At 48.9% G+C, this 26,582-nt stretch carries 41 protein-coding genes; 28 read left to right on the top strand and 13 right to left on the bottom strand.

Features of this window, described 5'->3' with window-relative positions; all coding sequences use genetic code 11:
* Positions 1-5: 5 nt before the first annotated feature.
* Positions 6-1,088, top strand: coding sequence for an FUSC family protein (locus AAZR23_RS19475; protein WP_107680486.1), 1,083 nt, complete (start codon positions 6-8; stop codon positions 1,086-1,088).
* A gap of 40 nt (positions 1,089-1,128) precedes the next feature.
* Positions 1,129-1,512: a fluoride efflux transporter CrcB gene (gene crcB, locus AAZR23_RS19470; protein WP_046894047.1), complete on the top strand. Its 384-nt coding sequence runs from the start codon at positions 1,129-1,131 to the stop codon at positions 1,510-1,512.
* A gap of 13 nt (positions 1,513-1,525) precedes the next feature.
* Here the strand turns inward: crcB and AAZR23_RS19465 are convergent, their stop codons facing one another.
* Complete coding sequence (locus tag AAZR23_RS19465; protein WP_166706941.1) at positions 1,526-2,194, bottom strand: YtjB family periplasmic protein; 669 nt, start codon at positions 2,192-2,194, stop codon at positions 1,526-1,528.
* Between the two features lie 101 nt (positions 2,195-2,295).
* On the opposite strand from AAZR23_RS19465, the gene serB reads away from it, so the two are divergent.
* The 3 genes from serB to nadR are packed head-to-tail and all read left to right on the top strand — an operon-like array spanning position 2,296 to position 5,965.
* A complete protein-coding gene (gene serB, locus AAZR23_RS19460) occupies positions 2,296-3,273 on the top strand; it encodes a phosphoserine phosphatase (RefSeq protein WP_166706942.1) in 978 nt (325 codons plus the stop codon).
* A gap of 25 nt (positions 3,274-3,298) precedes the next feature.
* Positions 3,299-4,687, top strand: coding sequence for a DNA repair protein RadA (gene radA / locus AAZR23_RS19455; RefSeq protein WP_046894049.1), 1,389 nt, complete (start codon positions 3,299-3,301; stop codon positions 4,685-4,687).
* A gap of 15 nt (positions 4,688-4,702) precedes the next feature.
* Entirely contained in the window at positions 4,703-5,965 is a 1,263-nt protein-coding gene (gene nadR / locus AAZR23_RS19450) for a multifunctional transcriptional regulator/nicotinamide-nucleotide adenylyltransferase/ribosylnicotinamide kinase NadR (protein ID WP_046894050.1), read from the top strand.
* Between the two features lie 330 nt (positions 5,966-6,295).
* Here nadR and AAZR23_RS19445 read toward each other — a convergent pair whose 3' ends face one another.
* From AAZR23_RS19445 to AAZR23_RS19405, 9 genes are all read right to left on the bottom strand, one after another.
* Positions 6,296-6,550 (bottom strand): Txe/YoeB family addiction module toxin, encoded by a 255-nt coding sequence (locus AAZR23_RS19445; protein WP_052926004.1) that lies wholly within the window; start codon positions 6,548-6,550, stop codon positions 6,296-6,298.
* On the bottom strand, positions 6,547-6,798 hold the full coding sequence (yefM, locus tag AAZR23_RS19440; protein ID WP_046894052.1) for a YoeB-YefM toxin-antitoxin system antitoxin YefM: 252 nt from the start codon (positions 6,796-6,798) through the stop codon (positions 6,547-6,549). Before yefM ends, AAZR23_RS19445 begins: the two co-directional genes overlap by 4 nt.
* A 138-nt stretch (positions 6,799-6,936) precedes the next feature.
* A complete protein-coding gene (gene ettA / locus AAZR23_RS19435) occupies positions 6,937-8,604 on the bottom strand; it encodes an energy-dependent translational throttle protein EttA (RefSeq protein ID WP_046894053.1) in 1,668 nt (555 codons plus the stop codon).
* A gap of 29 nt (positions 8,605-8,633) precedes the next feature.
* Entirely contained in the window at positions 8,634-9,935 is a 1,302-nt protein-coding gene (locus AAZR23_RS19430; RefSeq protein ID WP_338856886.1) for an Arm DNA-binding domain-containing protein, read from the bottom strand.
* Positions 9,928-10,218, bottom strand: a complete 291-nt coding sequence (xisR, locus tag AAZR23_RS19425; RefSeq protein WP_046894055.1) for an excisionase family protein — start codon at positions 10,216-10,218, stop codon at positions 9,928-9,930. The genes AAZR23_RS19430 and xisR overlap by 8 nt, the downstream gene beginning before the upstream one ends.
* Positions 10,219-10,250: 32 nt before the next feature.
* Complete coding sequence (locus tag AAZR23_RS19420) at positions 10,251-10,820, bottom strand: 3'-5' exonuclease (protein WP_434694411.1); 570 nt, start codon at positions 10,818-10,820, stop codon at positions 10,251-10,253.
* Positions 10,821-11,136: 316 nt separating this feature from the next.
* Positions 11,137-11,664 (bottom strand): HD family hydrolase, encoded by a 528-nt coding sequence (locus AAZR23_RS19415; protein WP_434694410.1) that lies wholly within the window; start codon positions 11,662-11,664, stop codon positions 11,137-11,139.
* A gap of 108 nt (positions 11,665-11,772) precedes the next feature.
* Complete coding sequence (locus AAZR23_RS19410) at positions 11,773-12,600, bottom strand: YfdQ family protein (RefSeq protein WP_434694409.1); 828 nt, start codon at positions 12,598-12,600, stop codon at positions 11,773-11,775.
* Between the two features lie 63 nt (positions 12,601-12,663).
* Positions 12,664-13,026, bottom strand: coding sequence for a hypothetical protein (locus AAZR23_RS19405; protein WP_434694408.1), 363 nt, complete (start codon positions 13,024-13,026; stop codon positions 12,664-12,666).
* 311 nt (positions 13,027-13,337) lie between these two features.
* On the opposite strand from AAZR23_RS19405, the gene AAZR23_RS19400 reads away from it, so the two are divergent.
* Entirely contained in the window at positions 13,338-13,571 is a 234-nt protein-coding gene (locus AAZR23_RS19400; RefSeq protein WP_274370994.1) for a hypothetical protein, read from the top strand.
* On the opposite strand, the gene AAZR23_RS19395 is transcribed toward AAZR23_RS19400, so the two are convergent.
* The 3 genes from AAZR23_RS19395 to AAZR23_RS19385 form a co-directional block, all read right to left on the bottom strand.
* Positions 13,537-13,731, bottom strand: coding sequence for a hypothetical protein (locus AAZR23_RS19395; protein ID WP_434694407.1), 195 nt, complete (start codon positions 13,729-13,731; stop codon positions 13,537-13,539). The two genes, AAZR23_RS19400 and AAZR23_RS19395, sit on opposite strands and share 35 nt — an antisense overlap.
* Positions 13,732-13,790: 59 nt before the next feature.
* Complete coding sequence (locus AAZR23_RS19390) at positions 13,791-14,003, bottom strand: hypothetical protein (RefSeq protein WP_434694406.1); 213 nt, start codon at positions 14,001-14,003, stop codon at positions 13,791-13,793.
* A 114-nt stretch (positions 14,004-14,117) separates the two neighbouring features.
* Positions 14,118-14,777 carry a LexA family protein gene (locus AAZR23_RS19385; RefSeq protein ID WP_349478446.1) on the bottom strand — a complete coding sequence of 220 codons (660 nt, stop codon included), beginning with the start codon at positions 14,775-14,777 and terminating at the stop codon, positions 14,118-14,120.
* Positions 14,778-14,873: 96 nt separating this feature from the next.
* Here AAZR23_RS19385 and AAZR23_RS19380 point away from each other — a divergent pair, with 96 nt between their 5' ends.
* From AAZR23_RS19380 to AAZR23_RS19275, 22 genes are all read left to right on the top strand, one after another.
* Positions 14,874-15,077 carry a Cro/CI family transcriptional regulator gene (locus AAZR23_RS19380; RefSeq protein WP_434694405.1) on the top strand — a complete coding sequence of 68 codons (204 nt, stop codon included), beginning with the start codon at positions 14,874-14,876 and terminating at the stop codon, positions 15,075-15,077.
* Between the two features lie 29 nt (positions 15,078-15,106).
* Positions 15,107-15,586 carry a YmfL family putative regulatory protein gene (locus AAZR23_RS19375; RefSeq protein ID WP_434694404.1) on the top strand — a complete coding sequence of 160 codons (480 nt, stop codon included), beginning with the start codon at positions 15,107-15,109 and terminating at the stop codon, positions 15,584-15,586.
* 64 nt (positions 15,587-15,650) lie between these two features.
* Positions 15,651-15,851 (top strand): hypothetical protein, encoded by a 201-nt coding sequence (locus AAZR23_RS19370; RefSeq protein ID WP_434694403.1) that lies wholly within the window; start codon positions 15,651-15,653, stop codon positions 15,849-15,851.
* The gene (locus AAZR23_RS19365; protein ID WP_159298540.1) at positions 15,844-16,035 is read left to right on the top strand and encodes a DUF4222 domain-containing protein; all 192 of its coding nucleotides are present in this window, start codon (positions 15,844-15,846) and stop codon (positions 16,033-16,035) included. The genes AAZR23_RS19370 and AAZR23_RS19365 overlap by 8 nt, the downstream gene beginning before the upstream one ends.
* Positions 16,032-17,171, top strand: a complete 1,140-nt coding sequence (locus AAZR23_RS19360; RefSeq protein ID WP_434694402.1) for a replication protein 15 — start codon at positions 16,032-16,034, stop codon at positions 17,169-17,171. The genes AAZR23_RS19365 and AAZR23_RS19360 overlap by 4 nt, the downstream gene beginning before the upstream one ends.
* Positions 17,168-17,416 (top strand): hypothetical protein, encoded by a 249-nt coding sequence (locus tag AAZR23_RS19355; RefSeq protein WP_434694401.1) that lies wholly within the window; start codon positions 17,168-17,170, stop codon positions 17,414-17,416. Before AAZR23_RS19360 ends, AAZR23_RS19355 begins: the two co-directional genes overlap by 4 nt.
* Positions 17,416-17,952 carry a phage N-6-adenine-methyltransferase gene (locus AAZR23_RS19350; protein WP_434694400.1) on the top strand — a complete coding sequence of 179 codons (537 nt, stop codon included), beginning with the start codon at positions 17,416-17,418 and terminating at the stop codon, positions 17,950-17,952. Before AAZR23_RS19355 ends, AAZR23_RS19350 begins: the two co-directional genes overlap by 1 nt.
* Entirely contained in the window at positions 17,949-18,344 is a 396-nt protein-coding gene (locus tag AAZR23_RS19345) for a hypothetical protein (protein ID WP_434694399.1), read from the top strand. Before AAZR23_RS19350 ends, AAZR23_RS19345 begins: the two co-directional genes overlap by 4 nt.
* The gene (locus AAZR23_RS19340; protein ID WP_434694398.1) at positions 18,341-18,634 is read left to right on the top strand and encodes a hypothetical protein; all 294 of its coding nucleotides are present in this window, start codon (positions 18,341-18,343) and stop codon (positions 18,632-18,634) included. Before AAZR23_RS19345 ends, AAZR23_RS19340 begins: the two co-directional genes overlap by 4 nt.
* Positions 18,631-19,035 (top strand): RusA family crossover junction endodeoxyribonuclease, encoded by a 405-nt coding sequence (locus AAZR23_RS19335; protein ID WP_434694397.1) that lies wholly within the window; start codon positions 18,631-18,633, stop codon positions 19,033-19,035. The genes AAZR23_RS19340 and AAZR23_RS19335 overlap by 4 nt, the downstream gene beginning before the upstream one ends.
* A gap of 17 nt (positions 19,036-19,052) precedes the next feature.
* On the top strand, positions 19,053-19,766 hold the full coding sequence (locus tag AAZR23_RS19330; RefSeq protein ID WP_368886730.1) for a phage antirepressor KilAC domain-containing protein: 714 nt from the start codon (positions 19,053-19,055) through the stop codon (positions 19,764-19,766).
* A complete protein-coding gene (locus tag AAZR23_RS19325) occupies positions 19,766-20,782 on the top strand; it encodes a DUF968 domain-containing protein (protein WP_434694396.1) in 1,017 nt (338 codons plus the stop codon). Before AAZR23_RS19330 ends, AAZR23_RS19325 begins: the two co-directional genes overlap by 1 nt.
* Before the next feature lie 30 nt (positions 20,783-20,812).
* A complete protein-coding gene (locus tag AAZR23_RS19320) occupies positions 20,813-21,490 on the top strand; it encodes a bacteriophage antitermination protein Q (protein WP_434694395.1) in 678 nt (225 codons plus the stop codon).
* A 667-nt stretch (positions 21,491-22,157) separates the two neighbouring features.
* Positions 22,158-22,655 (top strand): HNH endonuclease, encoded by a 498-nt coding sequence (locus tag AAZR23_RS19315; protein WP_434694394.1) that lies wholly within the window; start codon positions 22,158-22,160, stop codon positions 22,653-22,655.
* Positions 22,656-22,728: 73 nt separating this feature from the next.
* Positions 22,729-22,950, top strand: coding sequence for a class II holin family protein (locus AAZR23_RS19310; RefSeq protein ID WP_434694393.1), 222 nt, complete (start codon positions 22,729-22,731; stop codon positions 22,948-22,950).
* Entirely contained in the window at positions 22,943-23,422 is a 480-nt protein-coding gene (locus AAZR23_RS19305; RefSeq protein ID WP_434694392.1) for a lysozyme, read from the top strand. Before AAZR23_RS19310 ends, AAZR23_RS19305 begins: the two co-directional genes overlap by 8 nt.
* A 100-nt stretch (positions 23,423-23,522) precedes the next feature.
* Positions 23,523-23,675, top strand: a complete 153-nt coding sequence (locus tag AAZR23_RS19300; protein ID WP_434694391.1) for a hypothetical protein — start codon at positions 23,523-23,525, stop codon at positions 23,673-23,675.
* A complete protein-coding gene (locus AAZR23_RS19295; RefSeq protein ID WP_434694390.1) occupies positions 23,672-24,049 on the top strand; it encodes a hypothetical protein in 378 nt (125 codons plus the stop codon). The genes AAZR23_RS19300 and AAZR23_RS19295 overlap by 4 nt, the downstream gene beginning before the upstream one ends.
* Positions 24,021-24,191 carry an Rz1-like lysis system protein LysC gene (gene lysC, locus AAZR23_RS19290; protein ID WP_434694389.1) on the top strand — a complete coding sequence of 57 codons (171 nt, stop codon included), beginning with the start codon at positions 24,021-24,023 and terminating at the stop codon, positions 24,189-24,191. The genes AAZR23_RS19295 and lysC overlap by 29 nt, the downstream gene beginning before the upstream one ends.
* A gap of 369 nt (positions 24,192-24,560) precedes the next feature.
* Positions 24,561-24,716 carry a hypothetical protein gene (locus tag AAZR23_RS19285; protein WP_434694388.1) on the top strand — a complete coding sequence of 52 codons (156 nt, stop codon included), beginning with the start codon at positions 24,561-24,563 and terminating at the stop codon, positions 24,714-24,716.
* A gap of 257 nt (positions 24,717-24,973) precedes the next feature.
* Positions 24,974-25,618: a hypothetical protein gene (locus AAZR23_RS19280; RefSeq protein WP_434694387.1), complete on the top strand. Its 645-nt coding sequence runs from the start codon at positions 24,974-24,976 to the stop codon at positions 25,616-25,618.
* 3 nt (positions 25,619-25,621) lie between these two features.
* A complete protein-coding gene (locus AAZR23_RS19275) occupies positions 25,622-26,143 on the top strand; it encodes a hypothetical protein (RefSeq protein ID WP_434694386.1) in 522 nt (173 codons plus the stop codon).
* The last annotated feature ends 439 nt before the right edge of the window (positions 26,144-26,582 follow it).

The raw sequence follows: 26,582 nt of genomic DNA, 5'->3' as shown, positions 1-26,582 counted from the left end.
CGGTTGTGAAGCATAAAGAAAAAAAAATAAATCTGAGCCACGGGATCACCCGGGCTCAGTCATTCTTTTATTCCCGGTTTAAACAGCTGCACGGCATCCGCATTGCACTGGCATTTACACTGACGTTTATGGTGTTCCGGGAATTACACAGCGATAAGCTCGATTACATTATCATGACACTTATCTCTATCCTGATGCCGATGCCGTACTGGGGAAATGTGCTGATACGTTCAATGCAGCGCACGCTCGGCACCGTGATCGGCTCACTGATAGGGATGCTGCTGCTGTACACGGAAACCCACTCTTTTCCGCTGATGCTGGCGCTGGCAACGATTGCAATGTTTGTCTGCGGCCTGATTGCGCTGGGCAAAAACATGTATGTCGGGATGCTGATCGGGATGACCATCAGTATCGTTGCCACTGCACCTGTCGGGGATATGGACTCCGCGCTTATCCGTTCGGCGCAGACCGTGGGCGGCTCCATTCTGGCGCTGGTCTTCTCGGCGATTCTGCCGCTGAAAGGGTTTGTGTTCTGGCGGATGAATATCAGTACCATTCTGCGCGATACCGCCAGATTATATGATGAGCACATCATGAAACTGAACAGCACAGACCCGGAGCGATGGGATAATCAGCTGAAAGATACGTTATCGACGTTATTGGCCTGTAATACCTATATTGCGCCGTCCGTCAAAGAAACCCATGTCCCGGCGGCCACTTTTACTGCCATTCACGGGCGCATCCGGCGGCTGGTGGCGATACTGGAACTGCTGACAGACACCTTCAGTAAAAACTACTTCGCCCACGCGCTGAACACCGAGAATCCTTACATTGTGCAGTTACAGAAAAGTAACAGTGAAATTATGAAACTTCTCTCTGATATCTTTGTGCAGGGGAAAGACGATGACACGATGGATAAGCTTCAGGCACTGCGTGCCAGCACACATGAGCTGCATCAGAAGATCAATGCACAGCCGGAAAGTAATTCGGCGGATGCCATGATGGTCGGGATGAGTGTGGAGGTTATCAAACTGCTGGATGAAGTGTGCGGGCTTGTTCAGATTGACATTTTAAAGAAATGCGCATAAACACAGAAACATTGAAATAAAAATGGCGTAAGGTTTTTCTATGTTAAATGTGATCCTCAGCATTTCCGCAGGATCAGTACTCGGCGGCCTCGGCCGCTGGGTGTTGAGTAATAAATTCAATCCGGTACTGGCGATGATGCCGCTGGGAACGTATCTCGCCAATATTATTGCCGGTTATATTATCGGCCTGGCTGTGGCATTTTTCTCTTCGCACCCGACACTCCCGGCGGAATGGCGGCTGTTTATTGTCACCGGGTTCTGCGGTGCGTTATCGACATTCTCGACGTTCTCACTGGAGATTGTGCAGGCCTTTCAGGCCGGGCGCATCCACCACGGCATGGCCGAAATCGCCCTGCATGTCATCAGTTCCCTGCTGATGACCTGGCTCGGTCTGCTGACCTGGCAGGTGTTGCAGCACCGGTAAAAGAAAGGGGAAATTATTCCCCCTTTTCTTTATCTTCCGTTTTACTTCCCTGCTTCTCATCTTCATTTTTCAGATTAGCGGTCAGCAGATACAGAGATTGCTGCCAGCGGCTCGGGGTCAGTTGCAGCAGATTATTAGCCAGGACAAAACCGATGCCGAGAGCGAGAAGTAACATTACCCGCAGCAGGTTCGTGGTGTTATCCACCTGAGTGGATTCCGTGGCCAGCCGGTGAGTATCAATGGTCAGACGCAGAAAGCCTTTCGGGCCTTTTTTTCCGGGGATAGCAGCGACAATCTGATGGTTAAAATAACTGCCGGCTTTTTGTCCGTCCAGCGCCAGCCGGTCACGGACAGTAATACTCTCGCCGCTGCCTGCTATCTGCACCCCGTCATCCTGATATACTGTGGCATCGAGAATACGGCTGTTGGTGGTCAGTTGCTCTAAATTTGCCGTAATCTGTTTCTTATTGAGCACTTTCCCGTTATCGTCTATAGCATCGGAAAGGTTAAACGCCACCTGCTGTGCCAGTGAATAGGCCAGTTCATTAAACTGATCCATTGACGACTGCTGGTGTACGCGGCTGAAATAAGACACGCCCTGTAACAGACACACCATCAGGGCGAGACAAATCAGAATAATGGCTGTTTTGTGCAGCCGGAATGTTAACTTCGTTTTGGCCATTGTTTATCCGTTTTTCCGTTGTCGCCACCATATTGCCAGAAGCGGCAATTTTTATCTGCTACCATCATGAATATTATCAGGGATTATAGGAGTATCTGTTGATGTCGACGAGTCTGACCTACTGTTATTTGCCGAATGAAATCCATAAATGGCCGGGTCTTCCTCTTTCCCTGAGCGGTGATGAGGTCATGCCGCTGGACTACCGGGCGGGCGACAGCGGCTGGCTGCTGTACGGGCGCGGGCTGGATAAAGCGCGGATCAGCGACTTCCAGCACCGTCTGGGAGCGGCAATTGTGGTGGTCTCGTCATGGCGGATTGATGACTATCAGGTGGTCCGGATTGCGGGCAGCCTGACCGGGCGTATCAAGCGTGTGGCCGATGAATTTCAGATGGATGTGGTGCCGCTGGGAAATATTCCGAAATTGCGTTCACCCGGACTACTGATGATGGATATGGATTCCACTGCGATCCAAATCGAATGTATCGATGAAATTGCCCGGCTGGCCGGGGTCGGTGATGAAGTTGCGGACGTGACAGAAAGAGCAATGCAGGGCGAGCTGGATTTCAGCGAAAGCCTCAAAGCGCGTGTCGGCCTGCTGGCCGGGGCGGATGCCGCTATTTTACAGCAGGTGCTGGATACGCTGCCGCTGATGCCGGGGCTGACCAGCCTGGTGCGGAAACTCCAGGCGATGGACTGGCATGTCGCGATTGCCTCAGGCGGATTTACTTTCTACGCCAATCATTTAAAAGATTCTCTGCGCCTGATTGCTGTCTATGCCAATCAGCTGGAAATTAAAGACGGCAAACTGACCGGCAAAGTCAAAGGCCCGGTGGTGGATGCCAAATACAAAGCACAGGCGCTGGTGAAACTGGCAGAATTTCTCAATATTCCGTTAGAACAGACCGTGGCTATCGGTGATGGTGCCAATGACCTGAAAATGCTGAAAAAAGCAGGCCTTGGAATTGCATTCCATGCCAAACCGAAAGTCTATGCACGGGCGAAAGTGGCTATCCGCCACGCCGATCTGATGGGGGTCATGTGTACCCTCAGCGGTGGTCTGAAACACGAAGAACGTTAATTTATCAGTTATTACGGGGTCACGAGTGGCAAAACCAGCAAAACGCGCCTTTGTCTGTAATGAGTGCGGGGCGGATTATCCCCGCTGGCAGGGGCAGTGCACCGCGTGTCAGGCGTGGAATACCATCACGGAAGTCCGGCTGGCTTCTGTTTCATCTTCGGCGGCGCGCAGTGACCGTCTCAGCGGTTATGCCGGACAGAGCGGCATCAGCAAAGTGCAGAAGCTGTCGGAAATCAGTCTTGAGGAACTGCCGCGTTTCTCCACCGGTTTCAAAGAATTTGACCGCGTGCTGGGCGGCGGCGTGGTGCCTGGCAGTGCCATTCTGATCGGCGGTAATCCGGGCGCCGGGAAAAGTACTCTGCTGTTACAGACCATGTGTCAGCTCGCCGCACAGATGAAAACCCTGTATGTCACGGGGGAAGAATCCTTGCAGCAGGTGGCGATGCGGGCGCACCGTCTCGGACTGCCGATGGACAACCTCAATATGCTGTCGGAAACGGCGATTGAGCAGATTTGCCTGATCGCAGAGCAGGAGCAGCCGAAGCTGATGGTGATTGACTCCATCCAGGTGATGCACATGGCGGATATTCAGTCTTCGCCGGGCAGTGTGGCACAGGTGCGCGAAACCGCCGCCTATCTGACCCGCTTTGCCAAAACCCGGGGTGTGGCGATCATTATGGTCGGCCACGTCACCAAAGACGGCTCTCTGGCCGGGCCGAAAGTACTCGAACACTGTATTGACTGCTCGGTCATGCTCGACGGCGAGGCCGATTCCCGTTTCCGTACGCTGCGCAGCCATAAAAACCGCTTTGGTGCGGTGAATGAGCTGGGTGTGTTTGCCATGACGGAGCAGGGGCTGCGCGAGGTGAGCAACCCGTCCGCCATTTTCCTGAGCCGCGGGGATGAAATCACGTCCGGCAGTTCAGTGATGGTGGTCTGGGAAGGCACACGTCCGCTGCTGGTGGAAATCCAGGCGCTGGTGGATCACTCGATGATGTCGAATCCGCGCCGTGTGGCGGTCGGGCTGGAGCAGAACCGGCTGGCGATCCTGCTGGCTGTGCTGCACCGTCACGGCGGATTGCAGATGTCGGATCAGGATGTGTTCGTCAACGTGGTCGGCGGGGTAAAAGTGACAGAAACCAGTGCGGATCTGGCATTACTGCTCTCGCTGGTGTCCAGTTTCCGTGACCGGCCGATCCCGCGTGATGTGGTGATTTTCGGTGAAGTCGGACTGGCGGGGGAGATCCGCCCGGTACCGAGCGGCCAGGAGCGGATCTCGGAAGCGGCCAAACACGGCTTTAAGCGGGCGATTGTACCGAATGCCAACCGCCCGAAAAATCCGCCGCCGGGCATGCAGGTGTTTGGTGTGAAAAAATTATCGGATGCCCTGTCTGTACTGGATGAACTGGAATAAGTGAGGCAGCAGAGAATGACGGATTTTTCCTATCTGAAACAAGCCATTAAACAGGCTGGTGTGACACTTCAGCAACTGGCGGATCAGTGCGGGGTGACCAAAGGGTATCTCAGCCAGCTGATTAACAACAAAATCAAAAGTCCCGGCGGTCAGAAACTGGCCAGTCTGCACAGCGCGCTGGGGCTGGATTATCCGCTGAAGAAAAAAAGCGTCGGAGTGGTGTTCGGCAAGTTTTATCCGCTGCATACCGGGCATATCTACCTGATCCAGCGCGCGTGCAGCCAGGTGGATGAGCTGCATGTGATCCTCTGCCATGACGAGCCGCGTGATAAGGCGTTATTTATCAACAGTTCTATGTCTCAGCAGCCGACAGTCAGTGACCGTCTGCGCTGGCTGCTGCAAACGTTTAAGTATCAGAAAAATATCCGTATTCACTCATTTGATGAGCATGCCTATGACCCGTATCCGCACGGCTGGGAACACTGGAGTCAGGGCGTGTGCCAGTTTATGCGGGAAAAAGGGATCACGCCGGATTTTATCTATTCAGGTGAGAAAGCGGATGTGCCGCGTTACCGTGAATCGTTCGGTATCGAAACGGTGCTTATCGACCCGGAACGCACCTTTATGAATATCAGCGGACGGCAGATCCGTCAGGCGCCATTCCGCTACTGGGACTATATCCCGACAGAGGTAAAACCTTTCTTTGTGCGGACTGTGGCGGTGCTCGGCGGGGAATCCAGCGGTAAATCCACACTCGTCAATAAACTGGCGAATATGTTCAATACCACCAGTGCCTGGGAATACGGGCGTGATTACGTGTTTTCCCATCTGGGCGGCGATGAAATGGCGCTGCAATATTCCGATTATGACAAAATCGCACTGGGACATGCACAGTACATTGATTTTGCAGTAAAATATGCGAATAAAGTTGCTTTTGTGGATACGGATTTTGTCACGACACAGGCGTTTTGCAAACGCTATGAAGGCAAAGAGCATCCGTTTGTGCAGGCGCTGATTGCCGAATACCGCTTTGATCTGGTGATCCTGCTGGAAAATAACACACCGTGGGTGGCGGACGGGTTACGCAGCCTCGGCAGTGATAATGACCGTAAAGCGTTTCAGGATCTGCTTATCAGTATGCTGCGGGAAAACGGCATTAAGTTTGTCCATGTGACATCAGGGGACTATGACACCCGTTTTCTTGAATGTGTGGATTTGGTTCAGCATCTGCTGATGCTGGATACCCCTGAAATTCGTGACGGGGATCAGCAAAAATAAAGAATACAGAGAAAATTGAAAATTAATCGGGGTATTTCCGGGAGAAATTATTTTTCTCTTCTATACTGAAAGAACAAGGACAACACACAGCGTCCGGCAGAATTCAGGGCAACAAAGGGAGGAAAGATGAAGAGTAAAGGATCCCTTTACTGATGGTGTTAACTGATTGATTTGTTGATCGGTTTTAGTGTTAGAAAGCGGTAAATATGAAGTAGTAAGTCAGCTTCGGTTGTACCTTAAGTACCAGGTTCAATGTAATACCCGTAACAAAAAACACTCTTTTATCCATCCAACCAAAAATGCCGCGCGGTTCCTCACCACGCGGCATTTTCAGTAATGATACCGGCAGGCCGCCACCTCAACACCCTGGTTAGTGACACGGTAAACTAACCGGTGTTCTTCTGTTATTCGCCGCGACCACCAGCCGGAGAGATTATTCTTCAGTGGTTCCGGCTTTCCTATACCTGAGAAAGGCGTTCTTTGTGCAGCTTTAATTAATTCGTTGATACGTCTGAGGGTTTTTTTATCTGTATTTTGCCAGTACAGATAGTCTTCCCATGCCTGAGACGAAAACGTCAATGTCATTCATTGATTTCCTTTTTGAGTCCCTTGCCGGCATTCAATTCATCAATGGAATCCATTAAACGTCGCGCGTTATTAGGTGAACGCATTAAATAGGCGGTCTCTTCCAGAGACTGATATTCATCAAGTGATAATAATACACATGCAGTGCCTTTCTGCCGGGTAATCAAAATAGGGATACGGTCATCCACTGTTTCATTCATCGCAGCGGTGAGATTCTGCCGTACTTCACTGTATGTTAATGTTTTCATTTTGATTCCTCATGTACGAATTCTGTACAGGAAGAGTATAGCTTACCGGCCTTTCAGGTACAAGTTATTGTACAATGTGTGCGGGGGGTACAAAAAAGCCGCGTAATTTTCACCACGCGGCTTTTTTGGTCATATGACCTACTTGGTCATACGTTTGTACTTGATGCGGTGCGGCTCCAGTGCGGCCTCGCCGAGAGTTCGTTTCTTGTAATCTTCATATTCACTGAAGTTACCTTCGAAGAACTCCACTTTCCCCTCATCCTGATAGTCGATGATATGGGTAGCGATACGGTCAAGGAACCAGCGGTCATGGGAAATGACCATCGCGCAGCCCGGGAACTCCAGCAGGGCGTTTTCCAGTGCGCGCAGGGTTTCGATATCCAGGTCGTTGGTCGGTTCATCGAGAAGCAGCATGTTGCCGCCGACCTGCAACAGTTTCGCCAGATGCAGACGACCACGCTCACCACCGGATAATTCGCCGACACGTTTGCCCTGATCAACGCCTTTGAAGTTAAAGCGCCCGACATAAGCACGGCTCGGGATCTCTGTGGTGCCGATACGCATGATATCCTGCCCGCCGGAGACTTCTTCCCAGACGGTTTTCTTATCATCCATCGCATCACGGAACTGATCGACAGATGCGATAGTGACGGTATCACCGAGAGTGATCGTACCGGAATCCGGCTGTTCTTTACCGCTGATCATGCGGAACAGAGTGGATTTACCCGCACCGTTCGGCCCGATAATCCCGACGATCGCGCCTTTCGGCAGAGAGAAACTCAGATTATCAATCAGAGTGCGGCCATCGTAGGATTTGGTCAGGTTTTCCACTTCCAGCACTTTGTCACCCAGACGCGGACCAGGCGGAATAAAGAGTTCGTTAGTCTCGTTACGTTTCTGGTACTCGACGCTGTTCAGTTCCTCAAAGCGGGCCAGACGGGCTTTGCCTTTGGACTGACGGCCTTTCGGATTCTGACGGATCCACTCCAGCTCTTTCTCGATAGACTTACGGCGGGCAGCTTCAGAAGAGGCTTCCTGCGCCAGACGGGCATCTTTCTGCTCCAGCCAGCTGGAGTAGTTGCCTTCCCACGGAATACCTTCACCGCGGTCGAGTTCGAGGATCCAGCCGGCGACATTATCGAGGAAGTAACGGTCGTGGGTGATCGCCACAACGGTGCCCTCGTAGTCGTGCAGGAAGCGTTCCAGCCAGGCAACAGATTCCGCATCCAGGTGGTTGGTTGGTTCGTCCAGCAACAGCATATCCGGTTTTTCCAGCAGCAGGCGGCAGATAGCCACACGGCGGCGCTCACCCCCGGAAAGATTACCGATTTTGGCATCCCAGGCCGGTAAACGCAGGGCGTCTGCCGCACGTTCCAGCTGGTTTTCCAGATTATGACCGTCATGAGACTGGATAATTGCTTCCAGTTCACCCTGTTCTTTGGCGAGTTTGTCAAAGTCCGCATCCGGGTCCGCGTACAGTGCGTACACCTCATCCAGACGGGTCAGGGCATTTTTCACTTCAGCTACCGCTTCTTCAACTGCTTCACGGACAGTGTGTTCCGGATTCAGTTTTGGTTCCTGCGGCAGATAACCGATGTTCAGGCCGGGCTGCGGGCGTGCTTCACCTTCAATATCGGTATCCACACCTGCCATAATGCGCAGCAGGGTTGATTTACCGGCACCATTCAGGCCGAGAACACCGATTTTGGCGCCCGGGAAGAAACTCAGAGAGATATCTTTCAGTATATGACGCTTCGGCGGCACAATTTTGCCGACACGGTGCATCGAATAAACGTATTGAGCCAATGTAGTATACCTTTTGAAAAATATGAGATTTATTTAACAGCTTTTAGTTTATGGGGCATCTGTGGGGCATTATGACTAAGTTTCTCATTTAGTAAAGCCACCTGAGTTTCATTGTTGCCCTGCATCCAGTTCCCGTAAACACTAAAAATCATTTGTGCTGATGTGTGGCCCATCTGCGAAGCAATAAAGGATGGGTTTGCCCCGGCAGCCAGCATCCAGCACGCATAAGTATGCCGTGTCTGATAGGCATTGCGGTGCCTCAGCCCTGCTTTACGTATTGCTCTGCTCCATATATCACTGATGGATGTGCCTGAGTAACAGTTTGTTTTTTCGGTTTTCCCGCGAGCATACAGATTAGGATCGAAAACGAATGTACATTTATCCGTTCGTGTTTTTCCATGCTCACGGAGATGTACGCTGACTTTTACCGGCGGACGCAGCAGCGTCAGCTCCCGCTGCGATTGTAGCGCATTTTTGGCCGGATCAAGCAGAGATATAACCCGATCAGTACCTGCATCTGTTTTTGGCAGGGTAAACAGTTTAACACTGGTCCAGTTTCTTCTCACCGTGATAGTTCCGGCTTCGAGATCTACATCTTCCCAGGCAAGCGCAGATAATTCACCGTGGCGTATCCCGGTATAAAAAGCAACCGTCCACAGGTTAACTGATTGCTGATTTGTACATGCATTAATGAGCCTTTTAAACTCATCCTGTGAAAATGGATCCGGAATTGTCCGTGATTTTTTCAGCTTACTGACACCCAGTGTAAGATCTGTACCGAGGTATCCGTTTTCATACGCAAATTTTAATACACCTTTACAGCAGACAAGGTAATCGTTCACTGTCGCCACCGTGCGACCTCTGGAAATAAATTTTCTTCCCCTGGCTGGCCGGTGGAGGCCGTTTAAAAGTGTATTTCTCAGATCTAGGATGTCTTCACGGGTTAATGACTCTAAGTGCCGGTCTTCACCAAGGATTGTCCAGCACGTTTCCAGCTTGCACGCATACCTGCGAAGGGTATTCAGTGATATCTCCGGGGTTTTCAGTGCCAGCCACTTCTGAATAATACCCTTCACGGTTATTTCTTTTATTTCATCGGTTCTGAATTTCAGTGCATTCTTTGATTCCGGAAACCGCCGGTAATAATCAAATGTTCCCGTTCTTATCTCATAAAGTACCGATTGCCGGACATCACTCGCGTATTTCCTGTTTTTGGGTGTGTCCGGCAGTTTTAGTGACTCTCTGTACCGCTTACCCTGAAACATGAACCAGATGCGGAGTGACCCGCCATGATTTTCAACGCCTGCAGGGTATACGATAGATTTAGACACGGCTTTCTCCTTTGAGGTTTGCGTAATCAGCCGGTTTCGGTTTTTTATACCGGGGCTGATTTTTAATCTGTGATTCAAACCATTTATTTATGTTCGGGAGGTTATAGAGAATTTCGCTGTTTTCTTTCGGGGTTCCATCAGTGGCCACAAAAATCCATTGTCTGCCGTGGACCCATGATCTTTCCCGAAAACTGCGAATTTTTCTGGTTGAATAGCCAGTGATATCCGCCAGCTTTTCCTCTGTTAACCAATCGTTTGGGGTAATAGTTATTAACTGAATCATGATTTTTTCTCTCCACACATCGCCGTATACGATTAGAGGTTTTTAAATAAATGCTGGTGGATTGCGACCACGTAATTCACCTGGTGCAATGCATCATCCAGTGCATTGTGTGCTTCACCAACAAACGGGAAATCTTTTTTCGGGTCGATGTCGGCATTGCGACCAAGTTCGACAATGGTGCGCACATCCCGGTCATTCCAGTGCCTCCAGAATGGATTTATCTCACAGTTTTCGTATGCAGTACGCAGGATCACATTATCGAAATTACTTCCGTTACCCCACACCTGCACTCGTTCTTCACAGAATTCTGAAGCAAACGAACTCAGGCGGGTCAGCGCATCCGGCAGATCAATAGCTTTTTCGCTGTTAATGATCTCACTCCGGGCATTATCGCTTTTACCCAGCCACCACAGCACGGTGTCTGCGTCGATACTACCGCCGTATTTTTCGCTGCTGCGCAGGTCGATAATTTCATAAAAAAGTGCATCATCAGTTACACCGGAAACCATGTCGAACGGCACAGCAGCAATAGCCACGATAGCGGAATCCGGCTTGTTACCCATAGTTTCAAGGTCAATCATCAGGTGTTTGAATTTATCCATGTATTATTTACCCGTTATGTTATGTATGTAAGTTTTCTCATGAATAGCATTTTACGCTGAAAAAACGATCACTTTAGTTTGATTTTAATCAAATAATGTTCACTTATTAGAGAGTGTATACGTTGCCATACTTTGCAATTGGTTACATTTTTAAAGTAAATATGTAGAATTATCATCTTGCATAACTAAAAAATTCGAAATGAGAGCATGATGAGTAGTACTCCCTGTAGCCTTGATAAGCTATTCTTGGTTATCTTTAGAGTGATGTTATTATTTGCATTCATAGCATTTTTTGTTCCGTGCGTTGTAATGCTGTTTATCTGAAAGGCGTTAAACAGTTAAACCGTACCATAAACTGGTGATATGCCTGCGGTGGTGTCAGTGGCTGGATAATGATGTCATCATGTGGCGGAGCTGAATCCAGCATCGGCCAGTGGCTGCTGGGGTCTATTTCAAAGTCCCGCTTTTCGGTCGCCAGCATGACCAGATCGGCGTAGTGAACATCAACGGTCATTATCGGCGGCAGGCCGAACTTCTCACGGATAACCGCTTCAATGCGTTTCTCCACAGCTTTATAGTCCGGCAGCATGGCTTTCAGCGGCGAGGGGATATCTTTGATATACGCCTCAGCTGCATCGTGCAGCAGGGCTTCCAGTGCATATTCCGGCGGCACAATCTGGCTGACGTATACAGAGTGCTGAGCCACGGAATAGAAACTCTCCAGTTGCCCGGCAAAGCGGCATTCATTCGACAGGTCGCGTGCGATATCTTCGATACAAATCTGATCCGGAGTGATATCGGCGAAATCAATATGCTTTCCGGTACTGGTTGCTATATATGACATTTATCTCTCCACACAATTTAGATAATAAAAAGCCGTTACTTTTTATAAGTAATTAATTCCCTGGTGCTGAAATATAAAAATGCCGCCGGTTAAAGCGGCATAAAATAATTAAGCTTTGAATTTACCGATATACGTCTGGATTTCAGTTTCTTCGAATTTATCAGCCAGCAGATCACGGAATTCCTGGGCGATTTGCTCTTCCAGTTTTTCCAGCTGAACAATACGCAGTACCAGCGCAGGCACATCACCACCGGTCAGAACGCTGTAACGCAGTTTGATAGCACGCTCAGACAGTTCATCGTATGGCGTACAGGTAAACTGAAATACTGCAGGCATGACGTCACGGCTTTTCGCTTCCACGTTTTCCATTACGGAGCGGCTGGCACCAAAATCACGATCTTCATGATCTGCGGAACGGCTGGCTTCAATGGTGATTTTGCGCACAGCATTGATTGCCTGCTTAATATCGATAACATTACCTTCTGCATCAAACGCCATCAGGTTATCGCGCCAGTCTTCCAGCCATTCAGCCAGTTCTTTCTGACCACAGCGGCGGCCGTTCATATGCAGAAGTGACTCAAATGGTGATGTCTTTTTCAGTGATACCATAGCGGTGTTATCAGCATGCCCCGGCTCACCGATGGTACCGATATTAAAGATGGTTTTAGCAGCCATCTCATCAGCATCAATAAAACAGCTGACACCTTCATCAACACCGTGTTGCAGGGAATACTTCACAAAATCAGTGATACTGGTTGTATCCATCGCACCACGGAAGCGGTAGCGGCCTTCCTGTAAGTGCTCCAGGCTTTTAACATTGAAATCACCCGGTAAAACCACAGCAGGGCAGAGGGATTTTTCTACAGCATCCAGACTTAATGCAGCAACAGCCATATTCTGAATCTGTGAGATAGCAGTTCCGTCCAAATTAGACATACAAAGGCTCCTGTTTAATTAAAAACATAAAAAGTAAATTGAGTGGTTTTTAAAAAAAAGAAATTAATTAATGGCTTTTAATTTCCCGTCGATACTGCCGTCGATACCAAATAACTGCCCCTGATCTTCCGGCAGAATAGTGAGTTTCCCGCCTTTACCGACCCACATCGGTGTTTCGCTTGTATCCTCTTCCGATTTTTTACCGCGCTTAGTCGGGGTAACCATTTTCAGTTTGTGAGATATTTTCACGCGGTCTTCATCTGACTGAGTGAATTTAAAAATCACATGTACTTCACCGGTACCACCGTTCTTATTGGTACCGAAAGCGACTTCATTCAGTGCAGCAGAAAGTTTGTTTTCAAACACACCGGCATCTAACTCGGAGAGAAAGTCCGGTACACTGGTCATACGGTTATTCTCGCTCATTGCGTTTTTCCTTTCATTGTCTCTTCACACAAAAATAAGTCCACCAGCGGTTAGGCTAGGTATTCATCCGGCAGGACGATTTACGCCAGTGGACTTATGTTTGTAAAAAATTGGCGGCCGGCTGGTGGACTGCACCGTGGTATGCACGGCCGCTAATAGTGCTGCATGGTTATTGTTATGGGGTCGTCTCTCTTCACAATATTCGTGCCCGGTTGTTTAACCACCTCGGGCGGCGGTGGTTTCCGTAGTTCCACAACAGACAGAAATTGGTTACTATTAAATCACCACAACAGATGAAATAAGGATTATGTATGTCTTTTCAACCTGTCGATCTTGCCATCCTTGAAAGGAGAATGGTTGCTCTTGAGACAGCTATGTTCGTTACTCTAGCCTCACTCGAAAAAGCATCTCTAAATGCAAAAGCTGATGTTATCTACACGCTTGAACGTCATGCCAGTGAAAATCCAGATCCAACAATACAGGAAGCATTTAGTAAACTGGCAACAAAAATTAAGGCTCTGAACGTGCAAGATAAGCCTGAGTGATTCCCGCATCTTCAATCACTACAGTTTCATACATTGCAATAAATACATCACGAACGGACAGGGCTAATTCTTTTGTTGGCTCTGCCCCGTTAACAACAAGCTGCGATACACAGTCAGCTGCTATTCTCTGCATTTCTGATGGTAATTCAGCAAATTTCATAACGTCTATCTCCCCACACTAATTGATACTCTTCACACAGTTATTCAGATACGCAGCCGTTACTGCGGTTGTACTGTTAAAGAACAGCGATCTTCCCACTTGGCAATGTCTTCATCAAAGCGGTCCAGAGCACGTTCGTGATCGCGGATTGCTCTTTCGCGTTCGGTACGGAGTGATTGCAGTTTGTGAAAAGCCTGGGCTTTTTCGGTGATCCACGCGGCAACATCGTCTACTGACATGTTGTTAGTGGTGATGATTGGTTCGGTTTGCATTTGTCACCTCATGTAATAATTGGTACCTGTTGTATGAAACTAAAAGTACCTTATGTTACATTGGTGGTCAATAGGTAATGTGAAAAAAGTTACATTACCTGTTTGGTTGGCGGGCTAGATATTTTGAATAACCTGAACGACCCTGCCGATAATTCGGCAATTCCCGTTTACGATAATTGGTTTGAAGTTGGGGTTTAGTGGAACGAGGTAGGTGTATGGAGCATCCCAAACTAGTTTTTTTATGGTTGCTTCCGAAGATCCATCAAGCATTGCAACAACAATTTTGCCATATAGATCATCGTGGCATCCGTATTCAGTTTCAACAATGACGGTTGACCCTTCTGGGATGGTAGGGGATCCCATTGGGTTTGTCATTGAATCACCTTTAACATCAAGGCCAAAAGCACTATCTGACACTCTCGCTGTGGTGTTAACCCATCTCATCACATCATCGATAGTTGCTGCTGAGTAAGTCGATGTCCATTCTCCAGCCTGGACTGCCGAAATGACAGGAATTTGTCTGACGGTTACGGGCTTTCTTGTGGATACCAATTCAGAGGAAAGTGGTTCATTTTCTCCAAACAATAACCATTCTGGGGAGACGTTAAGAGTTTTAGCCAGCATATGGAGATTTTCTCCGTCTGGTTTTGTCACCCCGGTTTCCCACTTGGTTATAGACACACGCGAAACCCCTAGAATTTTTGCAAGGGATTGCTGGGTCATGTTGAGCTGCAATCTGCGAGCTTTTATTCGTTCGTTCATGTTTATTTTCATGTAACCAATGTTACATCACAATGATGTGAAATGTGTTTGCATATCAATGTACCTTTTGTTACCTTTGTCCGTACCATAAATTCAAGGAGCCAACAGATGTTAAAACAAGACGTTCTTATTTTTTTTGGCGGAGTGCAAAAGACGGCAAGGGCACTAAATATAAGCCACCCGGCAGTGTGTCGCTGGAAAAGCGTGATTCCAGAGAAGCAGGCACTAATTATCGATCGCATCACGAAAGGGAAATTAAAGTATTCCTCAGCCCTTTACCAACAGCATAGCAGCACAGAAAAGCACGGTTAACTACAATCCAACCTGAAAGCGAGTAGGCAATGAAGAATGAATCACTGAAAGAAGTCGTAAAAAAAATGTGCTGCGCCATGCCGGGTGGGCGGGAAGCACTGGCCGGGGCGCTGGGTATGTCACTGACGACATTCAACAACAACCTGTACGAGAAGAACGGCTGCCGGTTTTTCGACAATGACGAGCTGGAAGCGATGGAAGACCTGACCAAAACCCGTCACCTGGTCGAGTACCACATGGACCGGCACGACATTACGCCGATGGAAACGATCGAATCTGAAAATATCGACGAAGTGGAATTATTCAAAATCCAGACAAACCTCAGCGCACATCAGGGGCAGCTTTCCGAGTTAATCAAAAAGAGCCTGGAAGATGATGTTCTGACGGAAGAGGAAATGACGGCTATCCACAAAAAAATGAACAAAGTGTTCGCATACGCCCGTGGGTTTATTGCGTCACTGAATGTGGTTTACGGGGTGGGAAATGATTCAGGTAACCAGAAAGGGTGAAGCCGAAGGTATACGGCCTCCGGCTTCGGTCGCGCTATATCAATTTGTGTGAAGAGATAAACGCATGAGCAGATTAACTCATTCAGAACCAGAAAAGCAATTTAAATGCCTCGTCATTGGTAATGAACCGTTTCGTTATGTTGAAAGCATACCTGCTGGTGGCATAGCGGACAACTACCGGGAAGCACCGGAAATGGTAGAACGGGCAGAGCTGAAAGAATACTGGTCAAAATACTATTACCGCAGCGGAGGACGGGATGCCTAAAGAAACAGCTGACAATCTTGATCGGTATTACACCGACAGCCGCGGGCGGAAAGTCCACGTTGTTCGGTTTGACCGGCAAAACAGCCGGGTGATTTTCATGCGTGACGGCTATGAACATCCGTGCTTTGAACCTCTGAAAACCTTTCAGGAGCGGTATACACGCGTGGATGAGGTGAAACCATGAAAAGTGTGTTTGAAATCGTTCAGGCAATGTCCGGTCAGAAAAACGTTATTGTGATACCGGTGCCGTTCCTGGAGTTTTTTGCCGGTGATCAGCAGGCCCATGCATTAGGTGCTGTCCTGAATCAGCTGGTGTTCTGGTCCGGCGTTTCTTCCAGTGCCGGTGATGGCTGGTTCTACAAAAGTCATGAGGAGCTGGCTGATGAAATTAAGGGATTATCCGGAGAAGAACAGGCCCGTCGCCTGGTTAATAAGCTGCGCACGAAATATTTTCCGGGCATTATCGAGACGAAAGCAAAGAAAGTTAACGGCACCCCGGTAACGCACTATCGTATTGATGGGGAAGCCCTTTTACTGAAAATATTCCCTGATAAAACCGAAACGTCGAAATCGACGAATGGAAACGTCGAAAGTGCGGAATCCAAACGTCGAAACTGCGGAATGGAAAACGCAGAAATGCAGGTTCCTGGAAACGTCGAAAGTGAGGTTTCCTATCTTTATACAGATCTTAAAACAGATCATAACTTACAGATCAATACTGACTCTTCGTCGCAGAATTCTGGCGAATCCAGCGACAACCCTCTTAATGATTTTTTAACACGTAATCCTGATGCCGCTATCTACAGCGCTAATGGTCAGAAATGGGGGACACAGGATGATCTGGACTGCGCAAAATGGATTTCTGAGCGCCGCAAAGGGGTATTCGCAGAGCTCGGACTGAAAGAACCAAAAGAGCCTAATTTTACCGAATGGGCGAATGATGTCCGCCTCATGCGTCAGATTGACGGGCATTCGTACCGTGAAATTTGCGCCCTGTACAAGCGTGTGGCTGCTGATAATTTCTGGCGTAAGAATATTCAGAGTACCCGTTCACTCCGTGACAGCTGGGATGATTTAACCCTTCGCCTGGCCGAAACACAGCAATTAAAACCGTCTGTCGATATCGTGGCCCGCGAGAACGCATATACCCGCATTATCTGCAGTCGCTCAAAACCACAGACCAGAACTGAAGAAATTGCCCGCGATTTGGCAGGCAAGGCAGGGTTGCGCGGAATGAAGGAATTTGATGCCCGCCGTGCATGGGTTGGTATCTGGTCACAGGCTACAGAGCAGGCCGCCAAAGAACGGGAGGCAGCATGAACATGCGCTCAGAAAGCAAAGAGATTTACGGCGTGAGTGTGTTCCCGGTGCTGGCCGTCCTGCATCAGATCCGCCGGTGGTGGGTGCTGCGTGACCTGAAAGACCACTGGAACAGCCGCCATAAGGTAATCCGCATTTGCCGCAGTCGTGGATGGGATGAACATATCCGGTTTCAGAACATCGAGCGGCAGTATTTCATGACCCGCGCCACAGCTAAACGCTACCAGCACAAGGGGGTTATCTGATGGCCGGATATGCAAGCAAAACAGCCCCTGAGCATAAAGACAGTTGGCAAACTCCGGAGTGGCTTTTCACTGCGCTGGATCTGGAGTTCGGATTCTATCTGGATGCCGCAGCGAGTGACATCAATGCACTTTGTTCCCGGTACCTGACTGAGCAGGATGACGCACTCAAATCGGAGTGGCTCAGCCATGGTGCTATCTGGTGTAACCCGCCATTCAGCAATATCCGTCCGTGGGTGGAAAAAGCAGCCGAACAATCCCGCATACAGAATCAGCCGGTCGTAATGCTGGTACCTGAAGACATGTCTGTTGGCTGGTTTCTGGAGGCACTGAAAACGGTTGATGAAGTGCGGGTTATTACCGGTGGACGTATCAATTTCGTTAATCCCGTCACCGGCGAGGAAAAAAAGGGTAACAGCAAGGGCTCCATGTTTCTTATCTGGCGTCCGTTTATCACCCCGCGCCGGTTGTCTTCTTTCGTGCTGAAACAGGAGCTGGAAGCGATCGGGAATCAGTATCTGGCGGAGGTATCTGCATGATTCTCTACCTCAAAATTGCAACTGATATCCCGGCGGGTACTGCAATCACGACCCGCTACATCATGGACAAATACAAAGTGTCACGCAGTACAAGCCAGTCGGCAATCAGATCACTGGAGGCTGCCGGGATTGTCAGTGCGGGCGAGCGGAGGAACGGTATCAAAATAGTCTATACGGTTCTGCCCGGAGCTTCGGAAAAAATCGCGGCATACGGTGAACATGTGAGGATGTGCCGCGTGCTTGCGGGAAATACCTGCAGGGCGGTACGGGTAGTCAAAGGGAGCCCTTACGACAGGGAAGAGCGCGATTTTGTATCTGCACATAACCGGTTGTTTATGGCGCTGGCGGCAAAGCGCCGGGAGATGAAACAGAGCTGCGGGGTGATGGCGTGAAGACTAAACAAACCAAAATGGAATTAATCCATTACGAAAAAGGCAAAGATAAAAAGTCAAAAAAGTACATGGTGAGCCACGATAACGGAAAAACAAAATTGGAGCAGGAGCTTAGCGTTACCTGTGATTTGTTTTTTAGCCGTGGCTTCAAAGTTGAAATAGCTATGGACGATTTCCCGCGTTTCGATAATGAAATCGAGGCGGTACTGAAGTATGCAGACTGGCTTGAGAGACTTGGAATTGCATTACGCCGGGAAGCGAAAAAGGCAATTAAGCGGGGTGTTGCATGACATCTTTAACTCTGACCCTCCCGTTCCCGCCCAGCATGAACACCTACTGGCGATCCCCATCGCGGGGAGCCTTAAAAGGCCGGGTACTGATCAGCGAAAACGGCCGCCGGTTCCGTCTGAATGTTATTGCTGACATCCTGGATCATTTTAACGGCCGGACACCGAAACCGGTCACCGGTGATATCAGCCTGAAGCTGGTGCTGTTCCCGCCATCGAATCACCGCCGGGATCTGGATAACTTCATCAAGGCGATACAGGACGCACTGACACATGCCGGTATCTGGAATGACGACAGCCAGGTAAAGCATCTTGATATTGAATGGGGTGAAAAAGTCGCTGGTGGTAAATCCGTGGTGACGATCAGCCCCTATGTAAAACGCGCAGTATACGGCTGCGCTTAATGAGTGGAGAGATAAATATGCAGCAGATTACCCACGGTGTCAGTATTTCGCCTGTGATGCACAATCAGGCGGTAACGATGTCGAGCCGTGAGATTGCCGGTTTAACCGGGAGTCTCCATGCAAATGTTAAGCGGTCGGCAGAGCGGCTGGTCGTCGCCGGTATTTTAACCTATCCGTTGGATGAGTTCCCCTTTGAGCATAACGGTAATACCTATACCGAGTACCGTTTCAATAAACGTGATTCTCTGGTGCTGGTGGCCAGACTTTCCCCGGAGTTCACCGCAAAGATTGTCGATCGGTGGCAGGAGCTGGAAGAGGAGCTTCAGCCTAAAATTCCGCAGTCCTACACCGAGGCTTTACGCCTGGCGGCAGATCTGAATGAACAACTTGAAGAAAAATCCCGCGCCCTGGAACTGGCCGCCCCGAAAGCAGAGTTCGTCGATCGGTATGTCGAAACCACCGGCTCAATGACATTCCGCCAGGTATGCAAGCTGCTGAAGGTGAAAGAGGCTGAATTCCGGCTGTTCCTGCAGGAGAAAAAAATCATGTACCGCCTGGGCGGGTCGTGGTCTGCATACCAGTGCCATATTGACGCGGGGAGGCTTGAGATTAAAACCGGTACCAGCCAGACGAATAACCATTCATTTTCACAGGCTCGGTTTACACCGAAGGGCGTGAAGTGGATTGCTGGGCTGTGGGGAACCTCTCAGGTTGAAGGAGCTGTTTCCTGATGAATTACCTGTTAACCGGCTTTGTCCAGAAAGATGCCCGGATACTGATGTTTAATCCGGGCGCGGAGATCGGCAATTTCCTGAATGGCGCCCGTTATGTTGTGAGTGCAGCTCCCCGTTCAATGGATGGCATTCCGTCCGGCCGCGTTCCGGCAGATGCGCAGCCGCTGCTGACAGATGAGCGGGTGCTTCGTTTCCTGGATAATCCCGCCGTGATAAAAGCCGCCGGCGGACTATCCGGAGCCCGTCACTACGTTAAATCAGTTGGCTACTGCCAGATTAACGATCCGGAAAACCCTTACCACCACCACGAACTGACCATGACCCGCCACAAAGATGGTTTTATCCGGACATGCTGGCATCATGACAACATCCTGCGGGCGAGTGATGTCCACCAGCAGCAGGCGGACGAAATTCTGTTACACAACCAACGGGCGTTTGTGGCACGCAGCATCTTTACCGATCTGCGGCTGCCGGCCGGTCATCTTCTTAATCCTTCCGATTTGTTCACCTGGTCGGTGATGCGCCGCGTCAGTGATCATCTTCCGGCCTTTATCAGTTCCTACATTCTGATGCAGAAACCGGAGGAAGAGATAACCGGCACCATGACAGAGCATTCTATTGTCCATCAACCGCGCTCACACAGCCGGATTGTTCAGGACATCGTGGAGCAGATAAAACCGGTCGTTGTTCCTGATATAGAGCCGGAGCCGCCAGCAAGTTTTATGCGGATCCCGAAGTTAAAGCGCTGGGAGTGTCTGAAATACCTGCAGTGGGTCAAAAGCCAGCCGTGTTGTGTGTGCGGCCAGCAGGCGGACGACCCGCATCACATCATCGGTCACGGTACCGGCGGCACAGGTACAAAAGCACACGACATTTTTACTATCCCGTTGTGCCGGGTTCACCACGACGAGTTACACCGGGATCCGGCAGCATGGGAAGAAAAGCACGGCAGTCAGCTGGAGTTGTTATTTAAGTTTATGAACCGGTCATACGGGATCGGCGTTTTTGGTTAATGCGCTGTACGGAGCGCGGAGAGATAAACGATGATTGAGCACGATTTGCAGTACCTGCGGGATATGGCGACTATCGCAATGACTGACCACAGCAGCAGAACCAAAGGCCAGCTTGAAGCATTTGAGGGATTTGTATTGGGAAACACAACGCGCTACCCACGTAAAAAGCCCCGTGATATTACCGTGAACGGCAGAAAGGTAAGCCGGGAAACCGAGGCGGTATCCTGCTGGTCAACACACTATTCCGTATTACCGATGCCACCTATTGACCGGGTGGACTATCAGAACTGTTCCTGGCGGCGGGCAATTATGGAATTGGATGAGGCAGAGCAGTCCTGGCTGTTGTATTGCTATGGTAAAGAATTGAAGTTCTCACACCAGACGACTATCACCGCCTATGTATGGAGCGAAATGCAGGAACGGATTAAAGGCCGCCGGGTGTCAAAGAAAGTAAAAGAACGACTCAGGGCGCTGGTATGGCTGGCAGTGCAGGATTACACCCTGAACAAAGACGGGTATTACTATCAGTCTGAACTGGCCGAGCTGGTTGGTGTCGAGCGGAATAACTGGAATATGCACTATGAAAAGCACTGGCAGGAACTGCGATTGATTTGTAAAACCTTGGACTGTAGGGCATTACGAAAAATGAAAAACAACAGGGCGGAAATCTGGCGCAAAAATGCAGCTAAAACTTGCAAAAGTGAATAATTTGAGCCATATTTGATGGTAATTTGATATGTTGTCATAACTGTATATAAACCTCGCAATAGCGGGGTTTTTTATTGCCTGAAATCCAACTTGTAAGAGTTACTTACAGGTTCAACTCTCCGGAATTTCCGGATAGTTCACATAACGCATGTGCCACGAGTACATTGCGCGTACGGATTCGCTATGCGAGTCCAGCATTCCAAAGGTCGCCTTGTGCGGCCTTTTTTGTTGGAGAAAATATGAAAAGCGTAATTACAAAAATATGCCTGAAGTTATCAGGTAAAACTCATGAGCAGTTAGCGATAGCCTGGTCATTCCATTACTTCATCACCAGATCAAAGTATAAGGCGTACTGGCGGGCAGTATTCCAATAATTTATCTGTATCTCATGCAGAGAAATCGGTAATAGCGCATAAGGTGGAGTTGCGCCACCACTACAGCAACAATAAGAGCATTGGAATACGACAGGCTCATTACCTAATCCGTATTCGACCACAGTGCTCTTTTTATTGCTTTCCCGCCGCTGGTGGGATTCCGAATAATGCCGCAGCCACCTCACTTTAACCTGTTTAAAACATATAACCCGGTTGCGGCATTTCCCTATCACTCAACATACGGAACACTCCGCAGGGGGTGGATATGTTGCTGAAAATAAAACGGTGGAATAATGAATACATTAACAGCCGATGATATTAGAGCTGCGCTTTCATACACACCAGGTACCGGGATATTTGTCTGGAAAGTTAACATAACAAAAAGAATAAAGGCGGGTACGATAGCGGGAACCACTAATAGGTTTGGTTATATTCAAATAGTGTTTCGCAATAAAATTTATAAAGCACACCGCTTAGCCTGGGCTTATGTTTACGGGCATCTCCCTGATGGAGACATTGACCATATTAACGGTAATACATCAGACAACAGAATTGTAAATTTAAGGGTGGCCACTCATGCTGAAAACATGAGAAACAGAAAGATGCCAAAAACAAATACATCTGGTGTTAAAGGTGTTTATTGGGACAGGGAGAAGAGAAAGTGGCGAGCGGCACTCATGTTTGACGGAAAGAAAAAAAGTGTTGGTTATTTTTCCGAGCTATCAGTTGCGACAAAAGCAATTTGCAAAGCCAGGGAAGAGCTACATAAAAGTTTCGCCAGACATAACTGACCAGCTTACATGATTATCGTCATTTATTTTATTAATAATTAACTCTATCCCCTTAAATAAACGGGGTTTTGGTATGCAAATGGACAAAATCACAACCGGCATTTCATACGGCACGTCCGGGGCCGGAGCCCTGTACTGGATGAAGCAGCTGCTGGACGGTTTCTCTCCGGAACAGTGGGCAGCAATCGGCGTACTGGGCAGCTTACTGTTCGCTTTCCTGACCTTTCTGACCAACCTGTATTTCAGACACCGCGAGTACAAGCGCCGCTGCAAAGAGGAACCACAGGATGAATAACGGTCTGGTTAAAAAAGCAATGGCTGCTGTCAGCGGTGGTGCGATTGCTGTTGCGATGGTTCTGATCCCGGCGTTCGAAGGTATGAGGTATAAACCTTATCAGGATGTCGCCGGAGTATGGACAGTGTGTGCCGGGCATACAGGGCCGGATATTCAGCGGGATAAGATTTACACGCAGGCAGAATGTGATGCGCTGCTGGAAAAAGACCTTGCTATCGTGGCGAAAGGGGTAGACAGGCTTATCCGTGTTGATATTCCTGTCTATACCAGAGGGGCACTCTACTCATTTGTATATAACACAGGTGTGGGGGCATTCTCTCGGTCAACTTTGCTCAGAAAACTGAATGCCGGTGACAGAGCCGGAGCTTGTGGCGAAATAAAACGCTGGGTTTTCGCCGGCGGCAAGCCGTGGAAAGGGCTGATGACCCGCCGGGAGATAGAGGAAATTGTATGCAACGGAGAGCCGCGATGAAATATTTAGCAGCGGCGACATTGTTCGCATCGGCCGGATTTATTGCTGCAAATGGGTATGGCGGATGGGGATGGTTCCTTTTTGTCGGGGTGATCATCCTATGAAAGAGATGCTGACCGTCTTGGCTGTTTCTGTTTTTATCGCCCTGATATCCGTTGCCGGGCTTTATCTGTATTCGCTGACAAATCACTGTAAGCCGCAGCCGGGTAATCCTCTGGATGGTGTGATCCATTATGAGTGTGAAGCGCCATGAACTGGAAAGAGGCGGTAATTGCCGCGCTGTTTATTGCTGCCGCCTGGTGGGTATATGACACCTACCGTGATAACCAGCAGCTGAAGGTGAATAACACAACATTGTCCGGGCAATTGTCAGCACAGCAGACGATAAACACCATCACGCTTTCAGCCGTTGCTATCAGACACCGTGCCGCACTCGACAACATCAAAGCCAAAGAAACGGAGGGCACGGAGAATGTCAAAGTTAAAACCGTTATTAGAACGGAGTTTAAAGACAGTGAGTGCGCTGTTACTCCTGTTTCCCCTGGCATTGTTGGGAAGTTGCAGCAATACGAAAGAGACATTCGTGCCCGTGCCGGTGGTGCCGATCCCGCCACAACTGACGGCTGATTGTCCGCTGCCGGTTATTCCGGATGAACTGACATACGGCGGCGCAATCCTGTTGTTGGCCGATGCAATGAAGTCGATAGCGGGCTGTAATCACGATAAGCGGGCAATACGGGAGATTGAAGCGGAGAGGGCAAAAAAATAGCCCCGAGTGACAGGGCTAAATAAAGCTACACGAATAATTTTCTTTTATGAAAACTCAGCATATTTATCTTAAGTTGGAGCATTGCCCGGTATCAAATGGAATTATTGGGATATAAGATCTACGTCATACAAATATAAAAACAAAGATACTTTTTCAGGCAAAAAAAAGCTCCTGGCTGTGTGCAGGAGCTGATCATACTGCCATCAAAAAGCCTCTACCCAGCCCATGAGGGTAGAGGTAAAAGGCCCTGGTGTTGGCCTGAAAACTGGGTTTCTTTGTGGCGCAGATAATACAGGTGGATATTTAAACAAAACCTAAATAATCGTGATGAATATCACATTACAAATGTAACGAAGTGTGGAGGATTTCATGACTGAAATCATCATCGCAGTGATTGCGGTATTAGCTGGCTTCATAGCCGGTGCGCTGGTCTACCGCAAGCATACAAAAGAGGCTGAGCGCATCATCAAACAAATGCAGGATGCCAATGACAGACTGCAAAAGCGCCTGGATAGTCGAAAGTAGTAACACTTCACAAAGCCTGCTCACTGAGTGGGCTTTTTAATGCGCGGCGTTGTCGCTGTCTCCCTGCGTTAACTATGACCCGTCACCTTATGCGGTGAGTGCGCGGGAAGAATCAAAAACAACGAATCTACGGTCAGCTACTACCGAGGTAGGCAGCAACGTCAGCTGCCAGAGCAGTATGGCGTGACAGCCGGAGAGACGGCGATATTCCGATCATTATTTACGAGTGGTGAGCGGAATATAAAACAGGGGTGTCTATGGCAAATCTCACAGACCTGAGCAACCAGCTCCGAACTCTGCGGAAGCAGCTACCCTTTGCTACCGCTCAGGCTATGACAGCTGTTGTCAGAAAGATTGAAGACGCGCAGAAAGTGGCAATGCAGCGCAATCTGGATAATCCGACACCATTCACGGTGAAAAGCGTTAAAAGCCGCGGTGCCAGAAAAAGTGACCTGAAAGCGAAAGTGTTCGTGATGAATACCGCTGCTGCATACCTTGAACCGTTTGAAACCGGCGGGGTGCATAAACTCAACGGGTCTGCACTGCTGAACCCCAAAGACATCAAGCTGAACAAATACGGCAATCTCCCACGTAATAAGCTTTCCAGTCTTAAGAGCAAAGAAAACACTTTCATCGGTGATATCAGTGGTGTTAATGGCGTGTGGCAACGGAAGAAAGCAAAGAAGGGCAAGAAAGGCCGGAAGCGTCTGCAGCGGTCACCTAACGGAACCCGCAGAGACAGAAAGAAACAACCAATGCCGAAACTGTTAATCCGGTTCGGTGATGCACTGCCTGTTGAACCCGTGCTGGGATATCAGGACAGAGCAATGAAGATGACACAGGCGCTGTTGCCTCAGGAGATTAACTGGGCAATAGCAGAGGCGATACGAACGGCGAGGTGAATAATGAAAGTAAAAGTAGAGCATAACGGCAAAACCATTTGGTGCCGTGACAGCGAGAGTGGTACTGGTATGACATCACGCGGATATCTGACAGACGGTACACAGCAGAAGATTGTTACCGCCCTGATCACTGCACTGACGCAGGCTAACGGCGAAATGTCATTGTCCTGTCCGGTGGGTGAGGCTTGCCTGACACTCTCAGATGAACAACTGAAAGAGATTGCAGAAGAATTGAGAGCACATCCGGCATTTATACCACCACTGTATCCTGCACAGAAAGAGATGAACCTTGCTGAACAAGCAATACTGGACAGGGCCAGAGGTTGTGAAAAACGTCCGGTTGTGTGGATTGTTCAGGTGGGTAGTGATGACGTATGGTTCAGTCGGGTAACAAACGGGCGCATAGATTATGACTACGCGCCCGTCAGCAGAGGCAAAGCTAATGTGTATGCATCAGCTATTCTGAATGATCTTGAACCACCAAGACATCTTCAGAAGTCCGATAAACCGACTGTTCAAACTTAATCTGAACAACATCCTCATCCGTTTTATTTACACAGCGAAAATCCAGTCCGCTGAAAGATACGCGGGTATTATCCGGGTAATGGCTAAGTTGGCGCCTTAATGTCCCTAAATCCACGGTATGACTTCGGATGATTTCTTTACTTGGCATTAGGTTGCTCCGTATTAATGGAAAGAGCAGTCAGTATGCGGTTACAGGAAAAAGAAAACGTCGATATTTATTGCAAGTTTACGGATGACTGGGGTGGGATGGTGCTCAGAATTTTTTGGGTCCTTCCTAAGTCTTTGATATTACACGGGCATTGCGCGCCGCGTTCTGCGTCTAGCTGTGAAATTTTGATTTTGTGTCCCATGTCCCATGACAGCGGTCAGGTGCTTTCATTTCTGATTCAGTAAGTTACGTAAAAAAATTCTGAGTTTTGTGTCCCATGAAATGTGGGAC

The organism is Morganella sp. Je.2.23, from assembly GCF_051129855.1.
Taxonomy (GTDB): domain Bacteria; phylum Pseudomonadota; class Gammaproteobacteria; order Enterobacterales; family Enterobacteriaceae; genus Morganella; species Morganella sibonii.
Note: the sequence above shows the minus strand (reverse complement) of the source record. Positions and strands in the feature narration are given on the sequence as shown.